The organism is Enterobacter cloacae complex sp. IR5384, assembly GCF_049237265.1.
Classification (GTDB): Bacteria; Pseudomonadota; Gammaproteobacteria; order Enterobacterales; family Enterobacteriaceae; genus Enterobacter; species Enterobacter cloacae.
The window spans coordinates 1-21,084 of sequence record NZ_JBMKHJ010000051.1 but is presented as its reverse complement, the minus strand read 5'-3'; the positions used below and the strand labels follow the sequence as shown (position 1 = coordinate 21,084).

The window sequence follows — 21,084 nt, the reverse complement described above, 5'->3', positions numbered from 1 at the left end:
GCATCCCAGGGCATAAGCGACTCCATAAACGGGTTCTTATGCCTTAGTTGTAAGTGTCTACCATGTCCCCGAACAAGTGTTCACTATGTCCCCGGACCGTACAGTGGAGAGGGTTAGGGTGAGGGGGCGTTTAGCTATGCAATCCTGCACGCATCCGCTTCCCAGCGGTATCCCACGCCATACACCGCGCGAATAAATGACTGTTCGGCGTCGAGCGCCTCCAGCTTACGGCGCAGGTTTTTGATGTGGCTGTCGATGGTGCGGTCTGTCACTACGCGGTAATCGTCATACAGGTGGTTGAGCAGCTGCTCGCGAGAGAACACTTTCCCCGGCTCGTGGGAAAGGGTTTTCAGCAGGCGGAACTCAGCAGGCGTGAGATCGAGAAGCTTGCTGCGCCAGCTGGCCTGGAAGCGGCTCTCATCAACAATCAGCGGGCTTTCGGCGTCCAGTACCTGAAGCTCGCGCTGCGGTTTACAGCGACGCAGAATGGTTTTCACGCGGGCGACCACTTCACGCGGGCTGTAGGGTTTGCAGATGTAATCGTCCGCGCCAATTTCGAGTCCCAGCAGGCGGTCGATCTCTTCGATTTTTGCCGTCACCATGACGATCGGCACGTCGGAGAAGCGACGAATTTCCCGGCACAGGGTCAGGCCATCGGTGCCGGGGAGCATCAGATCCAGCAGGATCAGATCCGGCGGCGTCTGGCGCACGTACGGTAACACCTGATCGCCATGGCTGATAAGCGACGGGGCGTAGCTGGCCGCACGTAAATAGTCGATCAGTAACTGTCCAAGCTTAGGCTCGTCTTCCACAATCAAAATGCGTGGCGTGTTTTCGTCAATCGGTAATTCGGTCATGCTTCTCTCGATAAATCCCGTTCCAGCGGTAACTCTACTGTAATGCTAACCCCGCCAAAAGGCGAATGGGCGGCACGCAGGGTGCCATTGTGCGCCTCGACGATATTAACGCAAATCGCCAGTCCCAGCCCGGAGCCGCCGCTGGCACGGTTGCGGGAGCCTTCGGTGCGATAAAAACGTTCAAACAGTTTTTCCAGCTGCGCATCCTGCACGCCGGGAGCGGAGTCGGCAAAGGTGAGGGCGAAGCGGCCGTTTTCTTGTCTGCCGGAGATGTGCAGTCCGCCACCGCTGTCGGTGTAGCGCAGGCTGTTTTCCAGCAGGTTGTTGAAAAGCTGCATCAGACGATCTTTATCGCCAAACACCACCGCGCTGTCCGGCAGGGAGAGGTCAATGGTCAGGTTGCGGCTGGCAAAACGCTCGCGGAAAGCCCCGCTGATAACCTCCAGAATGTTGATTACGTCCACCGGTGCTTTCTGATAGGCCAGCGCCCCTTCGTCTGACATGGAGAGCTGGTGCAAATCGTCTACCAGTTTGGTCAGCGTACCCACTTCCGCCTGCAGCGAGGCCACGGATTCGGGCGTGAACTTGCGTACGCCGTCCTGAATGGCCTCCAGTTCGCCGCGCAGCACTGCCAGCGGGGTGCGCAGCTCGTGTGAAATATCGGCCATAAAATCGCGACGCATCTGCTGGTTTTTCTCCAGCGTACTGGCGAGCTGGTTAAAATCCTGCGCCAGCTTGCCCAGCTCATCCTGGCTGCGCGTGTCCACGCGGGTGGAGAAATCCCCGGCGGCCAGTTTATGCGTGCCTTCCACCAGCCTTTTCACCGGGGCGAGCAGGCCCCGCGCCAGCGGGAAGGTGGCAAGCGCGGCCAGCAGCGTGGAGAGGATGACGATCAGCCAACTGGCCCGGCGCTGCTGACGATCGAAGTTGATATCGGTGTTACGCGTCAGGCGCTCCACTGGCGAGGCGATAACCCAGCCGACGGTAGCGTTATTCACTTTGATTGCCCGCCGGGTGCCGTCCGGGGGGATGGGCGCACGAGGGCCAACCAGCGTGCGCATATCCTGGTCGATCACCCAGAACTGGGTGCGCCAGCCGTGGGGCGGCATGCCCGGGCCGGGGCGGTCATCGCCGCTATCGTGCTCCAGCGAGCGCAGGATCTGGAAGATAAAACGGTCATTGTTGCGCAAAAAACGCCAGTTCCCGTGCTGGGCATACTGCTCGCTCAGTGCATCACTCAAACCCTGCAGGCGCTGCTCATTACCATGCTTAATGTAATCGATAAAACCGCGCTCAAAGCTGAGCCGCACGGCCCAGTGCATGGTGATCAGCAGGACAATACAGGTGGCAAAAATTGCCAGAAAGAGCTTACCGGTAATGCCCGGACGCCAGAATTTCATGATCCACTCCTTTTACTGCGCCGGATAACGACGTTCTTACGGGTATCATCCGGCACACGGGCGAAGATGAAAGCGGGCAGGGCGATGATAACCGCCATGCTGAGATACGTGTATAAAAAGACCTGATGCGCCACCGGCGTGTCGATGCTGAGATGGTGCTGACCGTACATGCCGAGCAGTAAACCGGCAATGGTGACCCCCACGCTCATGGAGAGCTGCATGATCATCGACAGCAGACTGTTGCCGCTGCTTGCCAGTTCGTCCGGCAGATCCTTCAGCGTCAGGGTGTTCATCGACGAGAAGCGCATGGAGTTAATAATGCCCTGGCAGAACAGCACCAGCGGCAGGGCGTAGTACCAGCCCATCAGCGCTACGGCCATAAACAGCAGGCTGACCAGTGCCAGCCCCAGCGTGGCGGTGACCAGCACGTGGCGATAGCCAAAGCGGTTAACCACCTGCACCACAATGCGCTTCATTCCCATGCTGCCCAGCACCATCGGGATCATCATCAGCCCCGCGTGAAACGGTGAAAAGCCCATACCGATTTGCAGGAACACGGGTGTCATAAACGGCAGCATGCCGCTGCCCACGCGCCCCGCAAAACTTCCGAACAGGCCAAGCCGGTAGGTAGGGTTTTTAAACAGCGTCAGGCTGAACAGCGCCCGGTCGTTTCCTCTGGCATGCCACAGATACCACAAAATGGCGCTCATCCCGATAACGATCAGAATGGCGAGCGTCAGTGAGGAGATTCCCAGCCCTTTTTGCCCGTCGAGAGCGAGGGTCAGCGTCGCCATACCGGTGGCGAGCAACAGAAAACCGACTACATCAAAGCGCCGCGTCTGCAGGGTATAGTTGGGCATCAACGCCAGGGTGGCGATAGCACCAATAATGCCCACCGGCAGGTTGATGAGGAAAATCCAGTGCCAGGAGGCATATTCCACAAGTATGCCGCCCAGCGCCGGACCAAGCAGCGGACCCACCTGGCCTGGTAAGGTCACAAAGGTCATTGCCGCCATATACTGCTCGCGCGGGACGATTTTCATCACCGTCAGTCGCCCGACTGGCACCATCATAGCCCCACCGACGCCCTGCAGAACGCGTGCCATCACCAGCTGATCCAGCGTATTCGCCATCGCGCAACACAGCGAACCCGCGGTAAACAGCACGATAGCGGTGAAGAAGATATTGCGCACCCCCACTTTGTCCGCCAGCCAGCCGCTGGCAGGGAGCATCACGGCAACGGTCAGCACGTAGGAGACAATCACCATATGCATATGCAGCGGGCTCTCCCCCAGGCTTTTTGCCATTGAGGGGAGGGCGGTGTTGACGATGGTAGTATCCAGCGACTGCATAAAAAAGCCGAAGGCCACTATCCATAATTGCCAGCGAACGTTACTGGGAAGATCAGTCATTTACCCGGTCACCGTGGTTCTGTTTTTACGTGAAAAACGCAGCCGCAGGCGGTCAAAGAACAGATAGACCACCGGCGTGGTGTAGAGCGTCAGGAGCTGACTCATCACCAGCCCACCGACAATAGTGATCCCCAGCGGCTGGCGCAGCTCTGAACCATCGCCACCGGAGATCACCAGCGGCAGCGCGCCAAACAGCGCCGCCAGCGTGGTCATCATGATCGGACGAAAACGCAGCAGGCAGGCCTGGAAAATTGCCTCTTCTGGCGTCAGGTTGCCGTTACGCTGAGCCTCCAGCGCAAAGTCCACCATCATGATGGCGTTTTTCTTCACAATACCAATTAACAGCATGATCCCGATTAAGGCGATGAGGCTAAAGGGCGCGCCAAACAGCTCCAGCGCCAGCAACGCCCCCACGCCTGCCGATGGTAGCGTCGAGAGAATGGTCAGCGGATGAACATAGCTCTCATACAGCACGCCAAGCACGATATAGACCGTGGCAATGGCCGCCAGAATCAAAATCACCTGCGAATTCATCGTCTCCTGGAAGACCTGCGCGGTCCCGGCAAAACTGCCGCGCACGGTCGAGGGCACGCCGAGCTGGGTCATGGCACGGTCGATGGCCTCGCTGGCCTCGGAAAGCGACGAACCGGTGGGCAGGTTAAAGGAGATCGTGGACGCTGCCGACAGCCCCTGATGGTTCACAGAGAGCGGCGCGTTAGCGGGCCGCCAGCTGGCGAAGTAAGAGAGCGGTATCGCTTTACCGTCGTTGTTAATGACAAACATTTTATCCAGCGCGCTGATGTCCTGGGTATAGCGCGGGTCCACTTCCATCACCACCTTGTACTGGTTCATTGGCTGATAGATGGTGGAAATCTCGCGCTGGCCAAAGGCGTTGTTCAGCAGACTGTTGGCGGCTTCAACGTTAATGCCCAGCCGCGACATGGTTTCACGATCGTAGGTCAACGCCATCTCTGCCCCGTTGTCCTGCTGATCGGAGTTCACGTCCGCCAGCTGCGGCAGGGCGGCCAGCGCTTTACGGATTTTGGGCTCCCACTCGCGCAGCGCGGCCAGATCGTCAGAGAGCAGGGTGTACTGGTAGCTGGCGTTCGCCTGACGTCCGCCCACGCGGATATCCTGAACGGCCATCAAAAACAGGTTGGCGCCTGGCTCTTTGGCGAGCTTCATTCGCAGCCGGTCTATCACCTGCTGCGCCGTTTCATTGCGCTCGCCGCGCGGCTTAAGGGTGATAAACATCATCCCGCTGTTAACGCGTGACCCGCCGGTAAAGCCGGTGACGTTATCCACCGCCTTGTCTTCGCGGATGATCTTCATAAAATCCTGCAGCTTGCCGCGCATCGCCTGGAAGGAAATACTCTGGTCAGCCTGGATGCCGCCCATCAGCACGCCGGTGTCCTGCTCCGGGAAGAAGGTTTTCGGGATGGAGATATACAGCCAGACGTTGAGCGCGATGGTGCCGACAAGCACCAGACCAACCAGCCGCGTGTGGTTGAGCACCCACTTCAGCGATTTTCCGTACCCTTCCTGCATTGCCAACAGGAAACGGCCAAACCCTTTACGACGCGGCTGCGAGTGCGGTTTGCTGCGCTTAAGCATCCAGCCGCACATCATTGGCGTGAGCGTTAGCGAGATAATCAGCGAGATGCCGATAGCCACCGAAAGGGTGACGGCAAATTCGCGCAGCAGTCGCCCCGGCAGCCCGCCCATCAGCAGCAGCGGCAGGAATACCGCCACCAGCGACAGGCTCATGGAGAGTACCGTAAAGCCCACTTCGCGCGTGCCCTGCAGGGCGGCCTGCAGCGGTTTTACCCCGGCTTCCAGATGGCGGGAAATATTCTCCAGCACCACGATGGCGTCATCCACCACAAAGCCGGTGGCGATGGTCAGCGCCATCAGCGACAGGTTGTTCAGGCTAAAACCGCACAGGTACATGGCGGCGAAGGTACCAATCAGCGACACCGGTACCGCAACGGCGGGAATAAGCGTTGCGCGGCCCGAGCGCAGAAACAGGAACACCACCAGGATCACCAGCCCGACGGAGATCACCAGCGTCTGTTCCACCTCTTCAAGCGAGGCGCGAATGGTCGGCGAACGATCCTGGGCAATCTGCAGATCAATAGCGGCCGGGATGGTCTTCTGTAACTCCGGCAGACGCGCGCGAATGCTGTTTACCGTTTCAATAATATTGGCTTCCGGCAGCTTGCGGATCATCAGCAAGATGGCCGGTTTGGCGTTGGTCATCCCGGCGTTGCGCACGTCCTGCACCGAGTCGGTGACGCTGGCTACGTCGCTTAAACGTACCGCCGCGCCGTTATTGTAGTGGATGATGAGCGGCTGATATTCGGCGGCGGTTTTGAGCTCGTCGTTGGTCTGGATCTGCCAGCGGTGGCTGTTGCTCTCTATCGCCCCCTGCGGCCTGCGCACGTTGGCGCTGCTGATGGCGGAGCGCACGTCATCCAGCGACACGCCCTGGTTAAACAGCGCCTGCGGGTTCAGGCCGACGCGCACGGCGGGCAGGGAGCTACCGCCAACGCTCACGTCACCCACGCCGTTTATTTGTGAGATCGTCTGCGCCAGCTGGGTCGACGCAAAGTCGTAGAGCTGCCCCTGGGAATAGGTGTCCGAGGTCAGCGTCAGGATCATGATCGGCGCGTCGGACGGGTTGGCTTTACGGTAGGTCGGGCGGCTTGGCATTCCGCTCGGCAGCAGGCTTTGCGCGGCGTTGATCGCCGCCTGCACGTCGCGCGCCGCACCGTTAATATCCCGGTCGAAGCTGAACTCCAGAATGATGCGCGTGCTGCCGAGCGAGCTGCTGGAGGTCATCTCGTTGACCCCCGCAATTCGCCCGAGCGAGCGTTCCAGTGGCGTGGCAACCGACGAGGCCATGGTCTCCGGCGACGCGCCCGGCAGCGATGCGCTGACCATGATCACCGGAAAATCCACCTGCGGCAGGGGGGCCACCGGCAGCAGGCGGAAGCCCAGCACGCCGCACAGCGTAATGGCGAGCGAGATTAAAATCGTCGCCACCGGGCGGTAAATGAAGAGGGCGAAAAACTTCACTTACGCCTCCTCTTCACGTTTCGGGAAGCGGCTTTTAGTCCACAGGGCCAGTTGGTCAAACAGCAGGTAAATCACCGGCGTGGTGAATAGCGTCAGCACCTGGCTCACCAGCAGGCCGCCGACCATGCCGATACCCAGCGGACGGCGCAGCTCTGCACCGACGCCGGTGCTGAGCATCAGCGGCAGCGCGCCCAGCAGGGCCGCCAGCGTGGTCATCAGGATCGGACGAAAACGCAACAGACAGGCCTGGAAGATGGCGTCTCGCGGCGACATGCCCTGCTCGCGCTCGGCGGCCAGGGCGAAGTCGATCATCATGATGGCGTTTTTCTTCACGATCCCGATAAGCAGAATGATGCCGATAATGGCGATGACGTCCAGTTCGCTGCCCGCCAGCATCAGGGCCAGTAGCGCACCCACCCCGGCAGTCGGCAGGGTAGAGAGGATGGTGATTGGGTGGATAAAGCTTTCGTACAGCACCCCAAGGACGATGTACATCGCCACCACGGCAGCCACGATCAGCCAGATGGTATTGCCCAGCGCAGCCTGGAACGCCAGGGTGCTGCCCTGGAACTGGGTCTGAATATCAGACGGGAAGTTGAGTTCTTTCTCCGCGCCCAGAATGGCCTCGACCGCTTCACCCAGCGAATAGTTGTCCGGTACGTTGAACGAGATGGTGGTGGACGGGAACTGATCGAGATGGTTAATCGACAGCGGCGTATAACGCTCCTCCACGCTGGCAATGGCGCTTAACGGCACAATACCACCGTCTTTGCTGGTCAGGCGCACCGAGTCCAGCGCGGCCAGGCCGGGCGTGTTATCGGTGTTGTGTTCCAGCACCACGCGATACTGATTCGCCTGGGTATAAATGGTGGCGATGAGGCGCTGACCAAAGGCGTTATAGAGCGCGTTGTCCACGTCGGACATGGTGATGCCCAGCCGGCTGGCAGTATCGCGATTGACATTCACATATGCCGCCAGCCCTTTGTCCTGCCAGTCGCTGCTGACGTCAGAAAGCTGCGGCAGCGCCTTGAGTTTGTTGACCAGTTGCGGTACCCACGTGCTCAGCGCATCAAGGCTGGTGGCCTGAAGCGTGAACTGGTACTGCGTGCGGCTGACCTGGGTATCGATGGTCAAATCCTGAATTGGCTGCAGGTAAAGTTCAATCCCCGGCACGCGCGCCACGGCAGTTTGCAGCCGCTCAATAACGGCGTTGACCCGATCGTCGCGGTCATCCAGCGGCTTGAGGTTGATTTGCAGACGCGCACTGTTCAGCGACGGGTTGGTGCCATCGACGCCCACATACGCGGTCAGGCTTTCCACCGCCGGATCTTTCATGATGATGTCAGAGACCTGCTGCTGACGCTGCGCCATACTGGCGAAGGAGACCGACTGGGGCGCCTGAAGCGTGCCCTGAATAATGCCGTTGTCCTGGATGGGGAAAAAGCCTTTCGGGATAACGATCCACAGCATGACGCTGAGTGCCAGCGTGCCGAGTGCCACGCCGAGCGTCGCCCACGGGTGGTTAAGCACTTTTGCCAGCACCCGGCCGTAAGCGGCAATGATCCGTTCGAACATCCGCTCAGAGGCGCGAGAGAAACGGTTTTGCTTGCGCAGGGATTCATGGCTCAGCATGCGGGCGCACATCATTGGCGTCAGGGTCAGCGACACCACGGCAGAGATCAGAATGGCGACCGCCAGCGTGACGGCAAACTCGCGGAACAGCCGCCCGACGATATCGCCCATAAACAGCAGCGGGATCAGCACCGCAATCAGGGAGAAGGTCAGCGAGATAATGGTAAATCCGATCTCGCCCGCACCTTTCAGCGCAGCGGCCAGCGGTTTTTCGCCTTTCTCGATATAGCGCGAGATGTTTTCGATCACAACGATAGCATCATCCACCACGAAGCCGGTGGCGATGGTGAGCGCCATCAGCGTCAGGTTGTTGATCGAAAAATCGAGGAACACCATCACGGCAAATGTTCCCACCAGCGAGAGCGGCACGGCAACGGCGGGAATGATGGTTGCAGGTACGTTGCGCAGGAACAGATAGATGATCATCACCACCAGCGCAATCGCCAGCATTAGCTCAAACTGGGTATCGGTAACCGACGCGCGAATGTTGGTGGTGCGGTCGGAAAGCACCTTCACCGTGACCGATTTTGGCAGGCTTTCGATAAGCTGCGGGAGCATGGTGCGAATGCTGTCGGCGGTTTCAATGATGTTAGCGCCCGGCTGGCGCTGCACGTTCATCACAATCGCCTGCTGTTTGTTGGCCCACGCACCCAGCCAGCTGTTTTCCGCGCCTTGCTCAACGGTGGCGACGTCACCCAGACGTACCGGCGCACCGTTCTGGTAGGCAATAATCAGCTGACGGTACTCATCGGCAGACTGCATCTGATCGTTGGCCGAGAGCGTCACGGCGCGGGTGGGGCCGTCCAGCGAGCCTTTCGCCGAGTTGACGTTGGCGTTGCTGATGGCGGTGCGGATGGTTTCGCTGGTCAGCCCCAGCGCAGCGATGGCCTGCGCGTTAAGCTTCACGCGCACCGCCGGGCGTTGTCCGCCCGCCAGCGTTACCAGCCCGACGCCGGAGACCTGGGAAATTTTCTGTGCCACGCGGGTTTCGACCATGTCTTCCACCTGGGTCATTGGCATGGCGGAAGAGGTGACAGCAAGGGTCATGATCGGCGGATCCGCCGGGTTTACTTTGCTGTAGACCGGCGGGTTAGGCAGGTCTGACGGCAGCAGGTTGGTGGCGGCGTTGATCGCAGCCTGCACCTCCTGCTCGGCCACGTCCAGTGACAGCGAGAGCTGGAACTGCAGCGTTACCACCGATGCCCCACCGGAGCTTTGCGATGACATCTGTTTCAGGCCCGACATCTGACCAAACTGGCGTTCCAGCGGAGCGGTAATGGCGGAGGTCACCACATCCGGGCTGGCGCCAGGATAGAGGGTAACGACCTGAATGGTGGGGTAATCCACTTCCGGCAGCGCCGAGACGGGCAGGAAGCGATAGCCAATAATCCCGGCGAGCAGGATCGCCACCATCAGCAGCGTGGTGGCAACAGGGCGCAGAATAAACAGGCGTGATGGCCCACCTGTTGCGCCTGGCGGCATGACCTGCATCAGGAGTTCGCTCCCTGTTTCGCGGGTTCAACCACTTCGACTTTGGCGCCTTCGGTCAGACGATCGATACCGTCCGTCACCACGCGGTCGCCCGCAGAGAGTCCGGCGCTGATCACAACCGTCTGGCTGTCCTGAATCCCGGTTTTCACCAGGTGCTTGCTGACTTTATTGTCGCTGTTCAGCACCCAGACGAAGTTACCTTCGTTGCCCATCTGCAGCGCGGCGGTGGGGATCACCACCGCGTTTTCTTCGGTCGCCACCAGCATGCGTGCATTTACAAACTGATTCGGGAAGAGGGCGTCGTCCTGGTTGTTAAAGCGCGCTTTCAGCTTGATGGTGCCGGTGGTGGTGTCGATCTGGTTATCCAGGCTAAGCAAAGAACCTTCGCTCAACTTCTGCTTGTTGGTACGGTCCCAGGCTTCCACCACCAGCCCCTTTCCGGCTTTCTGCGCCTGCACCACCGTCGCAATTTCGCTTTCTGGCAGAGTGAAGACTAAATCAATTGGGTGGGTCTGGGTTATGACCACGATGCCCGTGGTATCACCGCTTGAGATCTGGTTGCCAATATCGACCTGCTTGAGGCCAACGCGCCCGTCAATTGGCGCGGTGATGCGGCTCCAGTCAAGCTGCAGCTGTGCGCTGGCCACCGCGGCCTCGTCAGCTTTGATGGTGCCCTGCGTTTCGCTGACCAGCGATTGCTGCGTGTCCAGCTCCTGACGAGAGACCAGATTGGTTTTCACCAGCTGCTGATAGCGCGCCAGATCGCGCCGGGCGTTAGCGAGCGTGGCTTTGTCTTTTGCAAGCTGCCCCTGAGCCTGGGCAAGGGCGACTTTGAACTGGCTTGGGTCGATCTCGGCCAGTAAATCGCCAGCTTTCACCTGCTGACCTTCCTGGAAGTGGATCGCCATGAGCTGACCGTCGACGCGGCTGCGTACCGTAACGGTGTTGGCGGCGGTAATGGTCCCCAGGCCTGTGAGATAGCGAGGCACGGCTTTATTCACCGCGGTGGCCGCCTGAACCGGTGCCAGCGCGCCGCCGCGCATACCGTGACGACCCCCGCCCGCAGGGCGTTTTGACTGACTGCTGGCCCCTGCCGGAGTAGAAGGCTCGGCGGATTGAGTGTGCCAGTACCAGGCGGCGGCAAGGACCACCACAATGATGCCAGCGGCGATTGCCCAGCGGGTTTTATGACTGCCTTTCATCGTTATACGTTCTCATCCTGAAACACTTCGGGGAATGATACTAGTTTAGTCAGGTCAGTCGGCAGAAAAATGGAGGAAATATGGAAGACTGTCGGGAATTGTCTGAATGGCGGAGAGGGCAATGTGACACCATGTGCACGGGCATAAGATGCTATCTCATCGCTTTGAGTGAAAGCGCCGAAGAACAGCAACACGTTGTGATAAATGCGCGAAATAAACCGTATCATTCGAATACCAGGATTTTTATATTATTCGCGGAATATTCTTATTTTTATAAATAACCACAAAAATAATGAATTTCTCGTGCGTTATTACTTTTAGGTTGCGTATAAGAATTTTCCTTGATTTATTTATTTGCGTTAGGAATATTTCATTTTTTACTAAAATGGGTTGTTTTTGTAGCATTTTTTTAACAAGTTTTTTCTTTTCTGAGGGTTTTCATAGTTTATTGATTTGAAATGTTTTTTAATCCTTTGAATCTTTTTTTAATTTTGATTTGCATCAAAAAGCAAGAATGGATGCAAATTCTTTAATGTGATTATTTTTTAGATTTAAAAACTTAATTATGAATTTTTATGGTTTTAAACTCTAATCTGTAGGCATTTACTTATCTTCCAGACAAGAAAATTCCTAATGATGTTGAGGATTTGATAATTTCATGCTGTTGCTGTTAACAATATCTCGGAACATAATTTTTCGGCGCGGCAATTCTCGCTCGCAATTAAATGGAGCTTCCCGGTTACTTATTATGAAAAGTGCCAGGTTGCGCGTTTGTTCTTAGGAGAAGAAAATGAAAAAATTATTACTGGTGGCCTCTCTGGTTTCTGTTTTCGCAGCAGCAAATGCAATGGCTGATGTTACTGCATCTGCCACTGCGTCATGGGATGCTACAGCAACAAAAGATACAACTAGCATGCTGGTTGTTACTCCGCTGAACTCCCTGACATTCCAGTATGCGGAAGGTCTGAATGCTTTTAATACTCAGGATGGTGCTTTTGACATTACGATCCAGGGACAGGAAAGTGCAACCGACTTTGAACTGACTGCACAGGTCATTAGCAATACCCTAACCAATGCAAGCGGCGATGCATCTACTCTGGATGTCGGTGTTGCCTGGAACGGTAATGCACTTTCCAGTTCCGCTGAAACCGTTCTGGTTAATGCCTCATCAACTTCTGGTCTGGAAAGTCTGATGGCTGACGGTGCTTATAACGGTGCTGAACGCGTGAGCGATCAGTCCAGCTTTAAGTTCTCTATCGCCTCTGCGACGTCTGATGGTTCAACAGCTGTCACTGACTATTCTGCTTTGCCTGATGGCTACTGGACAGGCGATGTGAAAGTACAGTTCAACGCGACCTGGACCACGCCTGCGTAATGAATGAAAAAATTCGGGAGATTTTTCTCCCGAATTTCTTAGGAATGTACTGATGAATAAATATTTACCCTTTGCCATATTGGCGGGGATCGCTACGTCTTTTTCCAGTTGGGCAATTAATGTGGGTGATATCACGTCGATAATGACTTCCGAGCAGAGTTCATTATCGAAAGAAATTATCAACACGACGAATTCCGCACGCTATGTCAGCGTTACGGTGAAACGACTCTCATCACCGTTGCCTGATGGCACCGAAATAAGCATTAATCCAGGCGAATTACTGTCTACACCCGCCAGCCTTATTCTTCCAGGCGACGCGAAAGATGTTTTCCGCTTTTTCTATAAAGGGCCAGAGGATGATAAAGAACGCTATTATCGCCTGCAATGGATTGATGAACCTGTGAGCGAAAGCGCAGCAACGAAAGCGGGCAAAGCCGCGACGGCAACGGCTTCAGCGGAAATTGGGACTATTTTAGTTGTAGCTCCGCGTAATGAGCGCTTCAACTACAGTCGTCAGGACGATTTAATCATCAACACAGGCAATGTCTCTTTCCGCGTGATTGCCTATGGCGTGTGTAAGGATCCCACTCAGGACCAGGGGCGGGGATGCCGGGAACGCTATTACGTTATGCCTGGAACCAAAATAAGGCTTCAAAAAAGCGATGTATCAAACAGCCGCACTCGTATTGGCATTTGGCATGGCAAGCAATTTATTACAGTGAAGTAATGCACGACGCCATTACCGGTGCCAATAATAAAATGCTGAAGTGTAAGGATGCATATGTCATTTAAATATTTTATTGGAGGGAGTGTATTTCTCTCTTTAGCGTTAACACCAGGGGCAGTTCATTCCGCCCCCGTTAAAATTGGTCATTATGTCATTCCTGGTACTTTTGCGCGCTCTCTGGAGCAAGGGATGACAGTTCCGGTGTTTATTCGGTATCAAGAGACGGACGAAAAAAGCCAGCAAAAAATTGCTGATGCGTTGATCTCATTGGTTGACGGGAATATTACAGTCAAATCGATAATGGTTTCTGACTTGCCAAACAATGCTGTGCTGGCGGATAAAACGCGCGAGATGGTAGAAAAAATAGGCAATGTGAAATTTAAAGACAACACCGCTATTGCCCTTACGCCTGAAGCACGTCTTCAACTGAACATTTCATCGTTCCACCTGGAGATGATCGTCAGCAGGGACGCGTTGACCGAGGCTGTTGTGGCGCGCAGCTCCTTGTTAGGTCCGTCAAGCGTTGACCGGTTAACTAACGTGCTCAATTACAGTTTTGGTACCTATTACAATGATTATCAAAACGGCAACAGTTCCCGCAGCTATTTAACGCTGGATAATACAACGTCACTTCGTGAGCACCATTTTAATATTAATGGTTCGGTATATGGTATTGGTGAAAGTAATGGTTCCAGCAACGTTTATCGGGCGATGTACGAGCGCGATTACGAAGGTTATCGCCTGGCATTAGGAATGCTTGATACGTGGAATGTCCAGTCTATTGCCAGTCTTAACGCCTTAAACGGCGGAAAAATCTACGGTGCAAGCTACGGAAATAAAGGCAGCACCGTTGTCGAAAATACCTCCCTTTCGCTGACCCCGATTACGGTCTTTTTACCGGCAGCAGGGGAGGTGCATGTATTTCGTGACGGACGCCTGCTGAGCGTTCAGAACTTTAACATGGGCAGCTACGAAATTGACACCAGCCGTTTCCCTTACGGGGTGTACGACGTTACGGTGGATATTGTCGTCAATGGGCGCACGGTCAATACCCGCATGAGTCGCGTAAATAAAATCTTCTCACGCCAGCAGGCGGCGGGGCTGCATGAGATCTCATGGCAGGTCTTTGGCGGTTCGCTTGATTACGATCGCGTCAGTTATAAGCGCAATCATTACCGTGACTTAGGCAGTGAACAGAGCTGGATTGGAGGGGGCGCGGCTTCTCTGACGCTGGCGGTGCTTTCCGGCCTGAATATGAAGTCAACGCTTTACGGTTTTGATTCCAATGCGGTTAACGAAACTGATATCACGTTAAATGTGAACGAATACGTGAGTGTGGGTGCGCAAACGATGCTGGCAAATGATGGAACCTGGCGAAATGTCAGCAATGTGAATGTCAGCGCACCCGGTGGATTTGGCTCAGTGTGGGCCTCTCGGGAAGACAGCAAAATTGGTGACCGTTTGCCGGTGCAAGAACGTGATAACTACTCCATTGGCGGCACGATCAACCTGGGAAGCGTTATTCCACACGGAGGATCGCTAACGCTAAGCCAGACGGAAAACCGCTATTCAGGCAATAAGTATCGCAACATAGATTACAGCACAACACTTTATGCCGGACGGTATGCCACTGTCGGTCTGCGGGCGGGTGTACAGCGCTACTTCTATAACAACACGAATGATGACGGTCGTCAGGAGCGTTATGTCAGCCTGGACTTCTCGTTACCACTGGCTTCCTGGTTAAGTGTGGGCGCATCGCGCGATCGTTACGGTGCGACGCAGGGCAATATCAGCGCTCGTAAACAGTTTAAAGATGGCCCAATCACCTCAGCAGGCGTTTCTGCCTCGACGCGCCTGAGCGGAGAGCAGAATTACGGCAACGATTATTCCGTCAATGGCAATGTCAGTTACAGCACCCAATATAACGCCGGGACGGTCTCTGTCACTCGTTCAGCAGATAACTCGACTAACATGAACTTCTCTTCTCTCGGGGCAATAGCCTGGGCTGGCGGTGATGTTGGTCTGAGTAATGAGCGACAACGCTCGGGGATCATTGTTAAAACGGGTCTGGCAGGCGATGGAAAACTGGCAGCAAAAGTCAATAACCACAATTACCTGCTGAGCGGTAAATCGACCTTTATTGCGCTCCCTCCGTATGCGCAATACAAACTGGAAATTATGAACGACCGGAACTCCGAAGACAGCTTCGATATTGTTTCCGGACGCAAACACGCGATGAACTTGTATCCAGGGAATGTGAGCGTTGTTGCACCGGAAGTGAAAAGTATGGTGACCGTATTTGGTCGCGTCCGCTATCCCGATGGGCAACTGGCGGCGAACACAGATATCCATAATCACATAGGCAAAACTCGGACTGACGGGAAAGGTGAGTTTGCGATCGATATCGATAAAAAGTATCCCATCATTACCCTGGTATCAGCTAATGGGAGTATCTGTGAAGCCGATTTGGATCTGGATAAAGCCAGGGGGGCTGCGTGGGTGGGTGATGTTAAATGTGCACTGCAATCGACAATGGCGCAGAGGTAATTCTATGAAAAAAAGTGCAAATATTATTATTCCTTTACTCATTGTCGGTGCCTTAACACCCTTTACAGCGAAAGCGTTGACGGCGACATCCTCCGGATCTGTCAGTAATAATTTTATGTTTATCGAAAATGCCATTGATGGTGAGTACTTTATTACTCCTTCCTCGCTTGATCCACGTTTCAGCGGGTCGAATACCTGGGTGAAATATGGAACTTCCCAGGTAAGTCTAGGCTATTTAGGCTACGTAGGTTGGACGGCACCGGCGAATAACTATCAGGATATGTGGATTGATAATTCCCCAATCGATGGACCGTTTAGCGGTATTCGTTGCTACAGTGGAACGCAGTGCCCAACGACAGGGTATATTACGGCTCAGGGAACGGACAGCAACGGTTTCTACCATGCTCAGGTCGGGTCTGTCGCCGGTGTGGTCGGCGGGGCATATGGGTTTGCCTCCCTGAGTGACTCTGCCTACGAATATTTCCGCAATATGGCCACCGGAAGTAGCGAAACATATGTTTTCAATCGCTGTTATACCTCGGTCAATTATGATTACGCGGCAGGCGAGCGCTGCAAAGATCAGTCCTCAGGACGCTGGAACTACGTAAACTACACGTTAACCAAACGCGGCCATCTGGCACTGGAATCGACCAGCGCCTTCCAGGAGCTGTGGATTGCCAGCGACGGCACGCCGAGTATTACCAATGATTCAGGTGCTTGTGAGTTGGGCGTCGTCAGTAACGTGAGCGGTGTTATCTGCAAAATGGTCAGCTATAATCTTCAGCAGACAGCTAACCTGACGGCATCATTGACGTTCAGGGCGTATGTGGATTCAACAGCGCTTGGATTTACCCCTGCAGCGGCCACCGTGCGGTATTCCGGTAATGGCTCCACATGGTATAACTTCAGTGCATCGACGGCGTATTACAACGTGTTCACCACCAGCGGTGAATATGTGTACCTCTTTTTGTCGCAGACATTTCTCAAAAATCTGGTCAATGCGGGCGTCAGTATTACGAATAGCCAGCCGTTTACCTTTGCGTTTACTAACGCTCTAACACCTGAGTCAGGTTATTACCAGTTCACGCCTTCGTTACAGCTTAATATCGTACCTAAGGAGTATGGGATAAGTATTATTTCATCTAATAATACAACGTCTGCTAGCGGTAGCGGCACTATTGGCGAGGATACGCCAATAAGAATGGATTATACCGTTACTGTTTCAGGCCCTCGCCAGGCTGACAGCATTACCGCGCAAGTTATTGGCGATAGCACAACGTTAAATGACACGCCGTACTGCCTGTTTACGTCCGCACAAGGTGGAGTAAGTGTACCGATACCGGCCTATCTTGAGTATAACAACCAGTCAGGTAGTGTGACTCAGGCAAGAAATAGCTGTGGTGAAGCGGCCATAAGCCTGAATGATGCTCTGCGGCAACAAACGCCCTGGGACGCCAACAATACTGATGACGGGAGTTACTTCAATACCCGTTTATCACTGCTCTTTCCGATGGACGATTCTCGCTCTGCTTTAACGGTATCAGGTTCTGACTGGGAAGGCGTGGTCAGCGCCAGTGGGGAGATAAAAGTCATGGCGAACTGGGTAGGGGTGACAAAATGACCGGATGGCGTGTGGCTATGATCGTTACTGGTTTGGCTCTCCTGGCGTTATTTAGCCTGCCCGCACGCGCCTTGTATCTTGATTCAACCATTTTTGACATGGCGGCGGATAAATCCTTTATCAGCAAACGTGTTTTTAATGACAGCCACAAGCAGAATATTTACAGCATTTCGGCGGTGAAAATTGATAAGCCCGGGCCTGGCGGGGAGCGTCGCCAGGCTATCGAAGAGGGCGAATTACTGTTTGCACCGCTTAATTTCTCTCTGGCACCGGATGCAGGAGAGTTTTTCAAGATTTTCTATCGTGGTCCGCAGGATGACAAGGAGCGCTACTACCGTGTGCAGTTTACTGAAATGCCCATCACCCTTTTCCCGGAGCGCAACAGGGGTAAAAAGAGCGAAGCGATACCAGCTATCGCACTGGAAACCATTCTGGTTGTTCGGCCACGAAAAATGAATTTGCATTATATGCTGGATGAGCAGAAAGGGGTTCTTGAAAATACAGGAAATACCTTTTTTAAAATCATTGTTCAAAAGGGGTGCAATTCGACCGATGATGAAGCGACCATTCGCTATATTCTACCGGGAGAAACGTACCGAAGCCCCGAACTGAAAGCACAAAATAAAAAATTTATAGTGGCTTTGCAAAAGTATATCCCTGTTGGTAGTGGATGTTTTACACATGCCTCATAAAATTGGAACAAACTATTCTTGTATTGCTAACTATCTGGTGTGAATATATTCTGTATCGTATGTGAATCTCGTCAAAGATAAAAATAAGAGTTTATCTGGATGAAAAAAATAATTAACGGTCAGGTTTTATACGATTCAGAGCAGAGGGTATTAAGTGTGCAAGGTGAAAGGATTATCCTCTCTGCACCAACCTCAAGGTTACTGGAACTTTTTATTGATAATAACTATAAGCAAGTAAACCGGGAACTGATCATCGAAGAGGTCTGGGGAAAACATGGCATGATACCCTCAGGGCATAGCCTAAATAAAAGCGTGAGCATATTGCGCAAAGCTTTTTCATCGTTAGGCTTGAACAATATAATCGTCACGATCCCGCGCGAAGGGTTCCTTTTTCAGGCCCGGGTCAGCAGCGTGAATGATGATATCAAGAGTAAAAGAATAACGACCACCCAGTTAGATATTGTTGATAAGGCTTTTCAGTATAGACGGTGGCCGCAGCTTATCCTATGGTGTGTTTTCACTTTTACTGTCTGTGCAGTTATGGTTTTTTTTCTCATATTAATGTTTCGCAATAACGATGGGGTTGTACATATATTGAAATCCGGCTCGTGTGATTTTTACACCACAGATGATAATTCATCAGTGAAGTTATCCCGATTTTTGAATTCACCAAATTGGCAAAAACACAGTTCCATTTGTGAAGGAAGAGATAAAGTCATCATATTTTATGATGACAATAACCTATCGGCAGGTAATAAACTGAAAGAGTATTTCTTTAGCGTGTGTAAAATGGAGCAAAAAGGAACGGTGCATGAGTGCGAAAATTATCTTTATTAGTATGTTCGCTGCGGTCATGGTGATATTTCTTTTTTTGCTTAATCGCCCTCGTATTCCATCGGCTTTTGTGTGTACGGCTAAAAGCCATGTTTTTCTCCATACTCAAAAAGAGGGGGTGAGCATTGAAGGTGAGGTTTTGTTAGTTTTGAGGATTTCCTCTGCAGAGGAAGGTGCTTTCTCACAAGTTGGGGTGCTGGATGTTAACGGTAAACATTATGCTATTAATCGCTCCACTACCTTGAGCTTCCTTAGAGAAGACAGTGATGGTTATTTGCGTACGCAACGCATTGCGGTGGTAAAAAATGATAACGATGACTTGCCTGATGAAATAACCAACCTGCTCATGTCTAAGCAACAACTCTTTTATTACAAGATCATACATATCACCGATAACGTTTATGGGGTCAGGGATCTACGGCGCACGCTGATGGTCTGTCGAGCAAAGTAACGTGACAATGAGGACTTCTCTTTGGCGTGATTCTCTTCATCTTGTGAGTTTCACAGGAATTAATTCTGTAATTTTTCTTTTTATTCTTATTTTATTTTGTCTGGTTCTGAATGTAAGTGCATTAATTTGTACTGTATTAGGATAAGGAAAATTTCTGTATCTGCTGCGGAAATATTCTTATCATTGTGGAAAAAATATGATCTTGACGGAGGGAGGGACCATTAAGATTAACCATTTCTTGTTCTTGTTTTATTAAGGCGGATATTGTCTACCGGGCATTGGATGTTTTGCGAAAACCAAAGCAAATATAATCTTTCTCTCTGTACGATAGAAGGAAGCGATTTTCAATTAAACTTTTACGGTGATAATTATGAACACGAAAAAGGTCTTTCTGCTCAGTTACGACATTTATCTTTTCTCAGGAATAAGGTCATTTCTGCCTAATCTGGTACTCGTTGATTCTGGAACGTTTGTTTCTGATTCAGACATTTTAATGCCACAGTACAACAGCTGTTTGTTAATCATTGATAACAGAGTGCCATTTTGTATAATACAAAAATGGCTGCAAAGAAATAGCAGCCAGTTTATCTATGTTAACAGTATTGTTCTCACGATGAGTGACAGTAAATGTATCAATCGAGGCTGTGAAAATAGTGAGTCTGTTAACGCTAAAGTAAGCTGTAATAGCCTTATTTCTGTTCTAAAAACTAAATTGATGTCAAATGTGCAGGGGGGTGCTCCGTCAACATTGGGCTGCGTTGATAGATTTCATTTAAGTGATTTTGAACAAGAGATGATTTACGCCTCTTTCACTAAAATGGGGCTGGAAGAATTTTGCAAGGCAAATTCTTTAACGCCAAAATCGCTCTATCGTTATCGAGATAAAATAACTCATCGCCTGAGTTTTGATAACTTTAATGAGACTATAATTTATCTTTCCAGAAATGGTTTTTTGGCAGAACGATGGGGGGCACATGACAACAAGACAAGCCAAACAATGACAGAGGGTATATTTGATAGCAACGAAGCTAATAGATTAACACTGGCTTTGAAAAATGATGAGATTGTGCCTTATTTTCAACCCATCGTCGGAAGTAAAGGAGAGCTGTGTGGCGTTGAGGTGCTGGCGCGGTGGCCTTCAGGCCACAACTATGCCATTTCTCAACGTGAGTTCATCCCGCTGGCGGAAATTAGTGGTCAAATAAACGATCTGACAAGTTATCTGATGAATAAGGTCGCGAGTCATTTAAATCACGATATTACCTGGCAGGGACAGTCTTTTTTTGTGGCGTTTAACGTGAGCCCCTCAAATTTGAGTAACCCTGTTTTCTATTGGGAATGCCTCAATTTTTTGGAATTAACGGAATCACTGCCAATAAAATTGATGATTGAGATTACTGAAAACCAGACACTGGTAGTCACGCCTGCAATAAAAGAGTTAATCCGTTCGTTACGTAACCGGGGTGTCCTCTTTGCTCTGGATGATTTTGGAACGGGATACGCCAATCTGTGTTGTCTGAATGAACTCGAGCTGGACGTGATTAAGATTGATAAGATCTTTATCAAAGGGATCCATGCAGAAGATCAGACGCTGCCGATGCTGGAATCGATCATTAATCTGGCTGGCATTCTGGGGTTACGTACTGTTGCAGAGGGCGTGTGACCTGCTCCCCGTTGATTAGTACACCCCGATGTTAGTAATGTCTTCATAAGCCACATGAGGACATCCCCATGAAGAAGCGTTTTTCCGACGAACAGATCATCA

At 52.5% G+C, this 21,084-nt stretch carries 14 protein-coding genes; 8 read left to right on the top strand and 6 right to left on the bottom strand.

Going from position 1 to position 21,084, the window contains the following annotated elements:
* Positions 1 to 134: 134 nt before the first annotated feature.
* From baeR to ACOTX3_RS24285, 6 genes are read right to left on the bottom strand one after another with little or no spacing between them, the layout of a single operon-like run.
* Entirely contained in the window at positions 135 to 857 is a 723-nt protein-coding gene (gene baeR / locus ACOTX3_RS24310; protein WP_013097904.1) for a two-component system response regulator BaeR, read from the bottom strand.
* Complete coding sequence (baeS, locus tag ACOTX3_RS24305) at positions 854 to 2,257, bottom strand: two-component system sensor histidine kinase BaeS (RefSeq protein ID WP_020690175.1); 1,404 nt, start codon at positions 2,255 to 2,257, stop codon at positions 854 to 856. The genes baeR and baeS overlap by 4 nt, the downstream gene beginning before the upstream one ends.
* Positions 2,254 to 3,669, bottom strand: coding sequence for an MFS transporter (locus ACOTX3_RS24300; protein ID WP_058678666.1), 1,416 nt, complete (start codon positions 3,667 to 3,669; stop codon positions 2,254 to 2,256). Before ACOTX3_RS24300 ends, baeS begins: the two co-directional genes overlap by 4 nt.
* Entirely contained in the window at positions 3,670 to 6,747 is a 3,078-nt protein-coding gene (mdtC, locus tag ACOTX3_RS24295; RefSeq protein ID WP_013097901.1) for a multidrug efflux RND transporter permease subunit MdtC, read from the bottom strand.
* Positions 6,748 to 9,870, bottom strand: a complete 3,123-nt coding sequence (locus tag ACOTX3_RS24290; protein WP_058678667.1) for an MdtB/MuxB family multidrug efflux RND transporter permease subunit — start codon at positions 9,868 to 9,870, stop codon at positions 6,748 to 6,750.
* Positions 9,870 to 11,072, bottom strand: coding sequence for an MdtA/MuxA family multidrug efflux RND transporter periplasmic adaptor subunit (locus tag ACOTX3_RS24285; protein WP_127869181.1), 1,203 nt, complete (start codon positions 11,070 to 11,072; stop codon positions 9,870 to 9,872). Before ACOTX3_RS24285 ends, ACOTX3_RS24290 begins: the two co-directional genes overlap by 1 nt.
* Positions 11,073 to 11,862: 790 nt before the next feature.
* Here ACOTX3_RS24285 and ecpA point away from each other — a divergent pair.
* From ecpA to ACOTX3_RS24245, 8 genes are all read left to right on the top strand, one after another.
* Complete coding sequence (gene ecpA / locus ACOTX3_RS24280; RefSeq protein WP_013097898.1) at positions 11,863 to 12,447, top strand: common pilus major fimbrillin subunit EcpA; 585 nt, start codon at positions 11,863 to 11,865, stop codon at positions 12,445 to 12,447.
* Between the two features lie 52 nt (positions 12,448 to 12,499).
* Positions 12,500 to 13,174, top strand: a complete 675-nt coding sequence (locus tag ACOTX3_RS24275; RefSeq protein WP_038420149.1) for a hypothetical protein — start codon at positions 12,500 to 12,502, stop codon at positions 13,172 to 13,174.
* Between the two features lie 54 nt (positions 13,175 to 13,228).
* The gene (locus ACOTX3_RS24270; RefSeq protein ID WP_127869221.1) at positions 13,229 to 15,721 is read left to right on the top strand and encodes a TcfC E-set like domain-containing protein; all 2,493 of its coding nucleotides are present in this window, start codon (positions 13,229 to 13,231) and stop codon (positions 15,719 to 15,721) included.
* A 4-nt stretch (positions 15,722 to 15,725) separates the two neighbouring features.
* Complete coding sequence (locus ACOTX3_RS24265) at positions 15,726 to 17,342, top strand: fimbrial protein (RefSeq protein WP_127869220.1); 1,617 nt, start codon at positions 15,726 to 15,728, stop codon at positions 17,340 to 17,342.
* Positions 17,343 to 17,359: 17 nt separating this feature from the next.
* A complete protein-coding gene (locus ACOTX3_RS24260) occupies positions 17,360 to 18,034 on the top strand; it encodes a hypothetical protein (protein ID WP_013097894.1) in 675 nt (224 codons plus the stop codon).
* Between the two features lie 99 nt (positions 18,035 to 18,133).
* Positions 18,134 to 18,871, top strand: a complete 738-nt coding sequence (locus ACOTX3_RS24255; RefSeq protein WP_038979540.1) for a winged helix-turn-helix domain-containing protein — start codon at positions 18,134 to 18,136, stop codon at positions 18,869 to 18,871.
* Positions 18,846 to 19,319, top strand: coding sequence for a hypothetical protein (locus tag ACOTX3_RS24250; RefSeq protein ID WP_058678672.1), 474 nt, complete (start codon positions 18,846 to 18,848; stop codon positions 19,317 to 19,319). Before ACOTX3_RS24255 ends, ACOTX3_RS24250 begins: the two co-directional genes overlap by 26 nt.
* A gap of 370 nt (positions 19,320 to 19,689) precedes the next feature.
* Positions 19,690 to 20,982, top strand: coding sequence for an EAL domain-containing protein (locus ACOTX3_RS24245; protein ID WP_250116807.1), 1,293 nt, complete (start codon positions 19,690 to 19,692; stop codon positions 20,980 to 20,982).
* Positions 20,983 to 21,084: the final 102 nt, after the last annotated feature.

Coding starts and splice junctions, on each gene's coding strand:
- ACOTX3_RS24285 (WP_127869181.1), bottom strand. CDS start 11,072: ATGAAAGGCAGTCATAAAACCCGCTGGGCAATCGCCGCTGGCATCATT.
- ACOTX3_RS24255 (WP_038979540.1), top strand. CDS start 18,134: ATGAAAAAAATAATTAACGGTCAGGTTTTATACGATTCAGAGCAGAGG.
- ACOTX3_RS24265 (WP_127869220.1), top strand. CDS start 15,726: ATGAAAAAAAGTGCAAATATTATTATTCCTTTACTCATTGTCGGTGCC.
- ACOTX3_RS24300 (WP_058678666.1), bottom strand. CDS start 3,669: ATGACTGATCTTCCCAGTAACGTTCGCTGGCAATTATGGATAGTGGCC.
- ACOTX3_RS24275 (WP_038420149.1), top strand. CDS start 12,500: ATGAATAAATATTTACCCTTTGCCATATTGGCGGGGATCGCTACGTCT.
- ACOTX3_RS24290 (WP_058678667.1), bottom strand. CDS start 9,870: ATGCAGGTCATGCCGCCAGGCGCAACAGGTGGGCCATCACGCCTGTTT.
- ACOTX3_RS24260 (WP_013097894.1), top strand. CDS start 17,360: ATGATCGTTACTGGTTTGGCTCTCCTGGCGTTATTTAGCCTGCCCGCA.
- ecpA (WP_013097898.1), top strand. CDS start 11,863: ATGAAAAAATTATTACTGGTGGCCTCTCTGGTTTCTGTTTTCGCAGCA.
- baeS (WP_020690175.1), bottom strand. CDS start 2,257: ATGAAATTCTGGCGTCCGGGCATTACCGGTAAGCTCTTTCTGGCAATT.
- ACOTX3_RS24270 (WP_127869221.1), top strand. CDS start 13,229: ATGTCATTTAAATATTTTATTGGAGGGAGTGTATTTCTCTCTTTAGCG.
- ACOTX3_RS24245 (WP_250116807.1), top strand. CDS start 19,690: ATGAACACGAAAAAGGTCTTTCTGCTCAGTTACGACATTTATCTTTTC.
- baeR (WP_013097904.1), bottom strand. CDS start 857: ATGACCGAATTACCGATTGACGAAAACACGCCACGCATTTTGATTGTG.
- ACOTX3_RS24250 (WP_058678672.1), top strand. CDS start 18,846: ATGAGTGCGAAAATTATCTTTATTAGTATGTTCGCTGCGGTCATGGTG.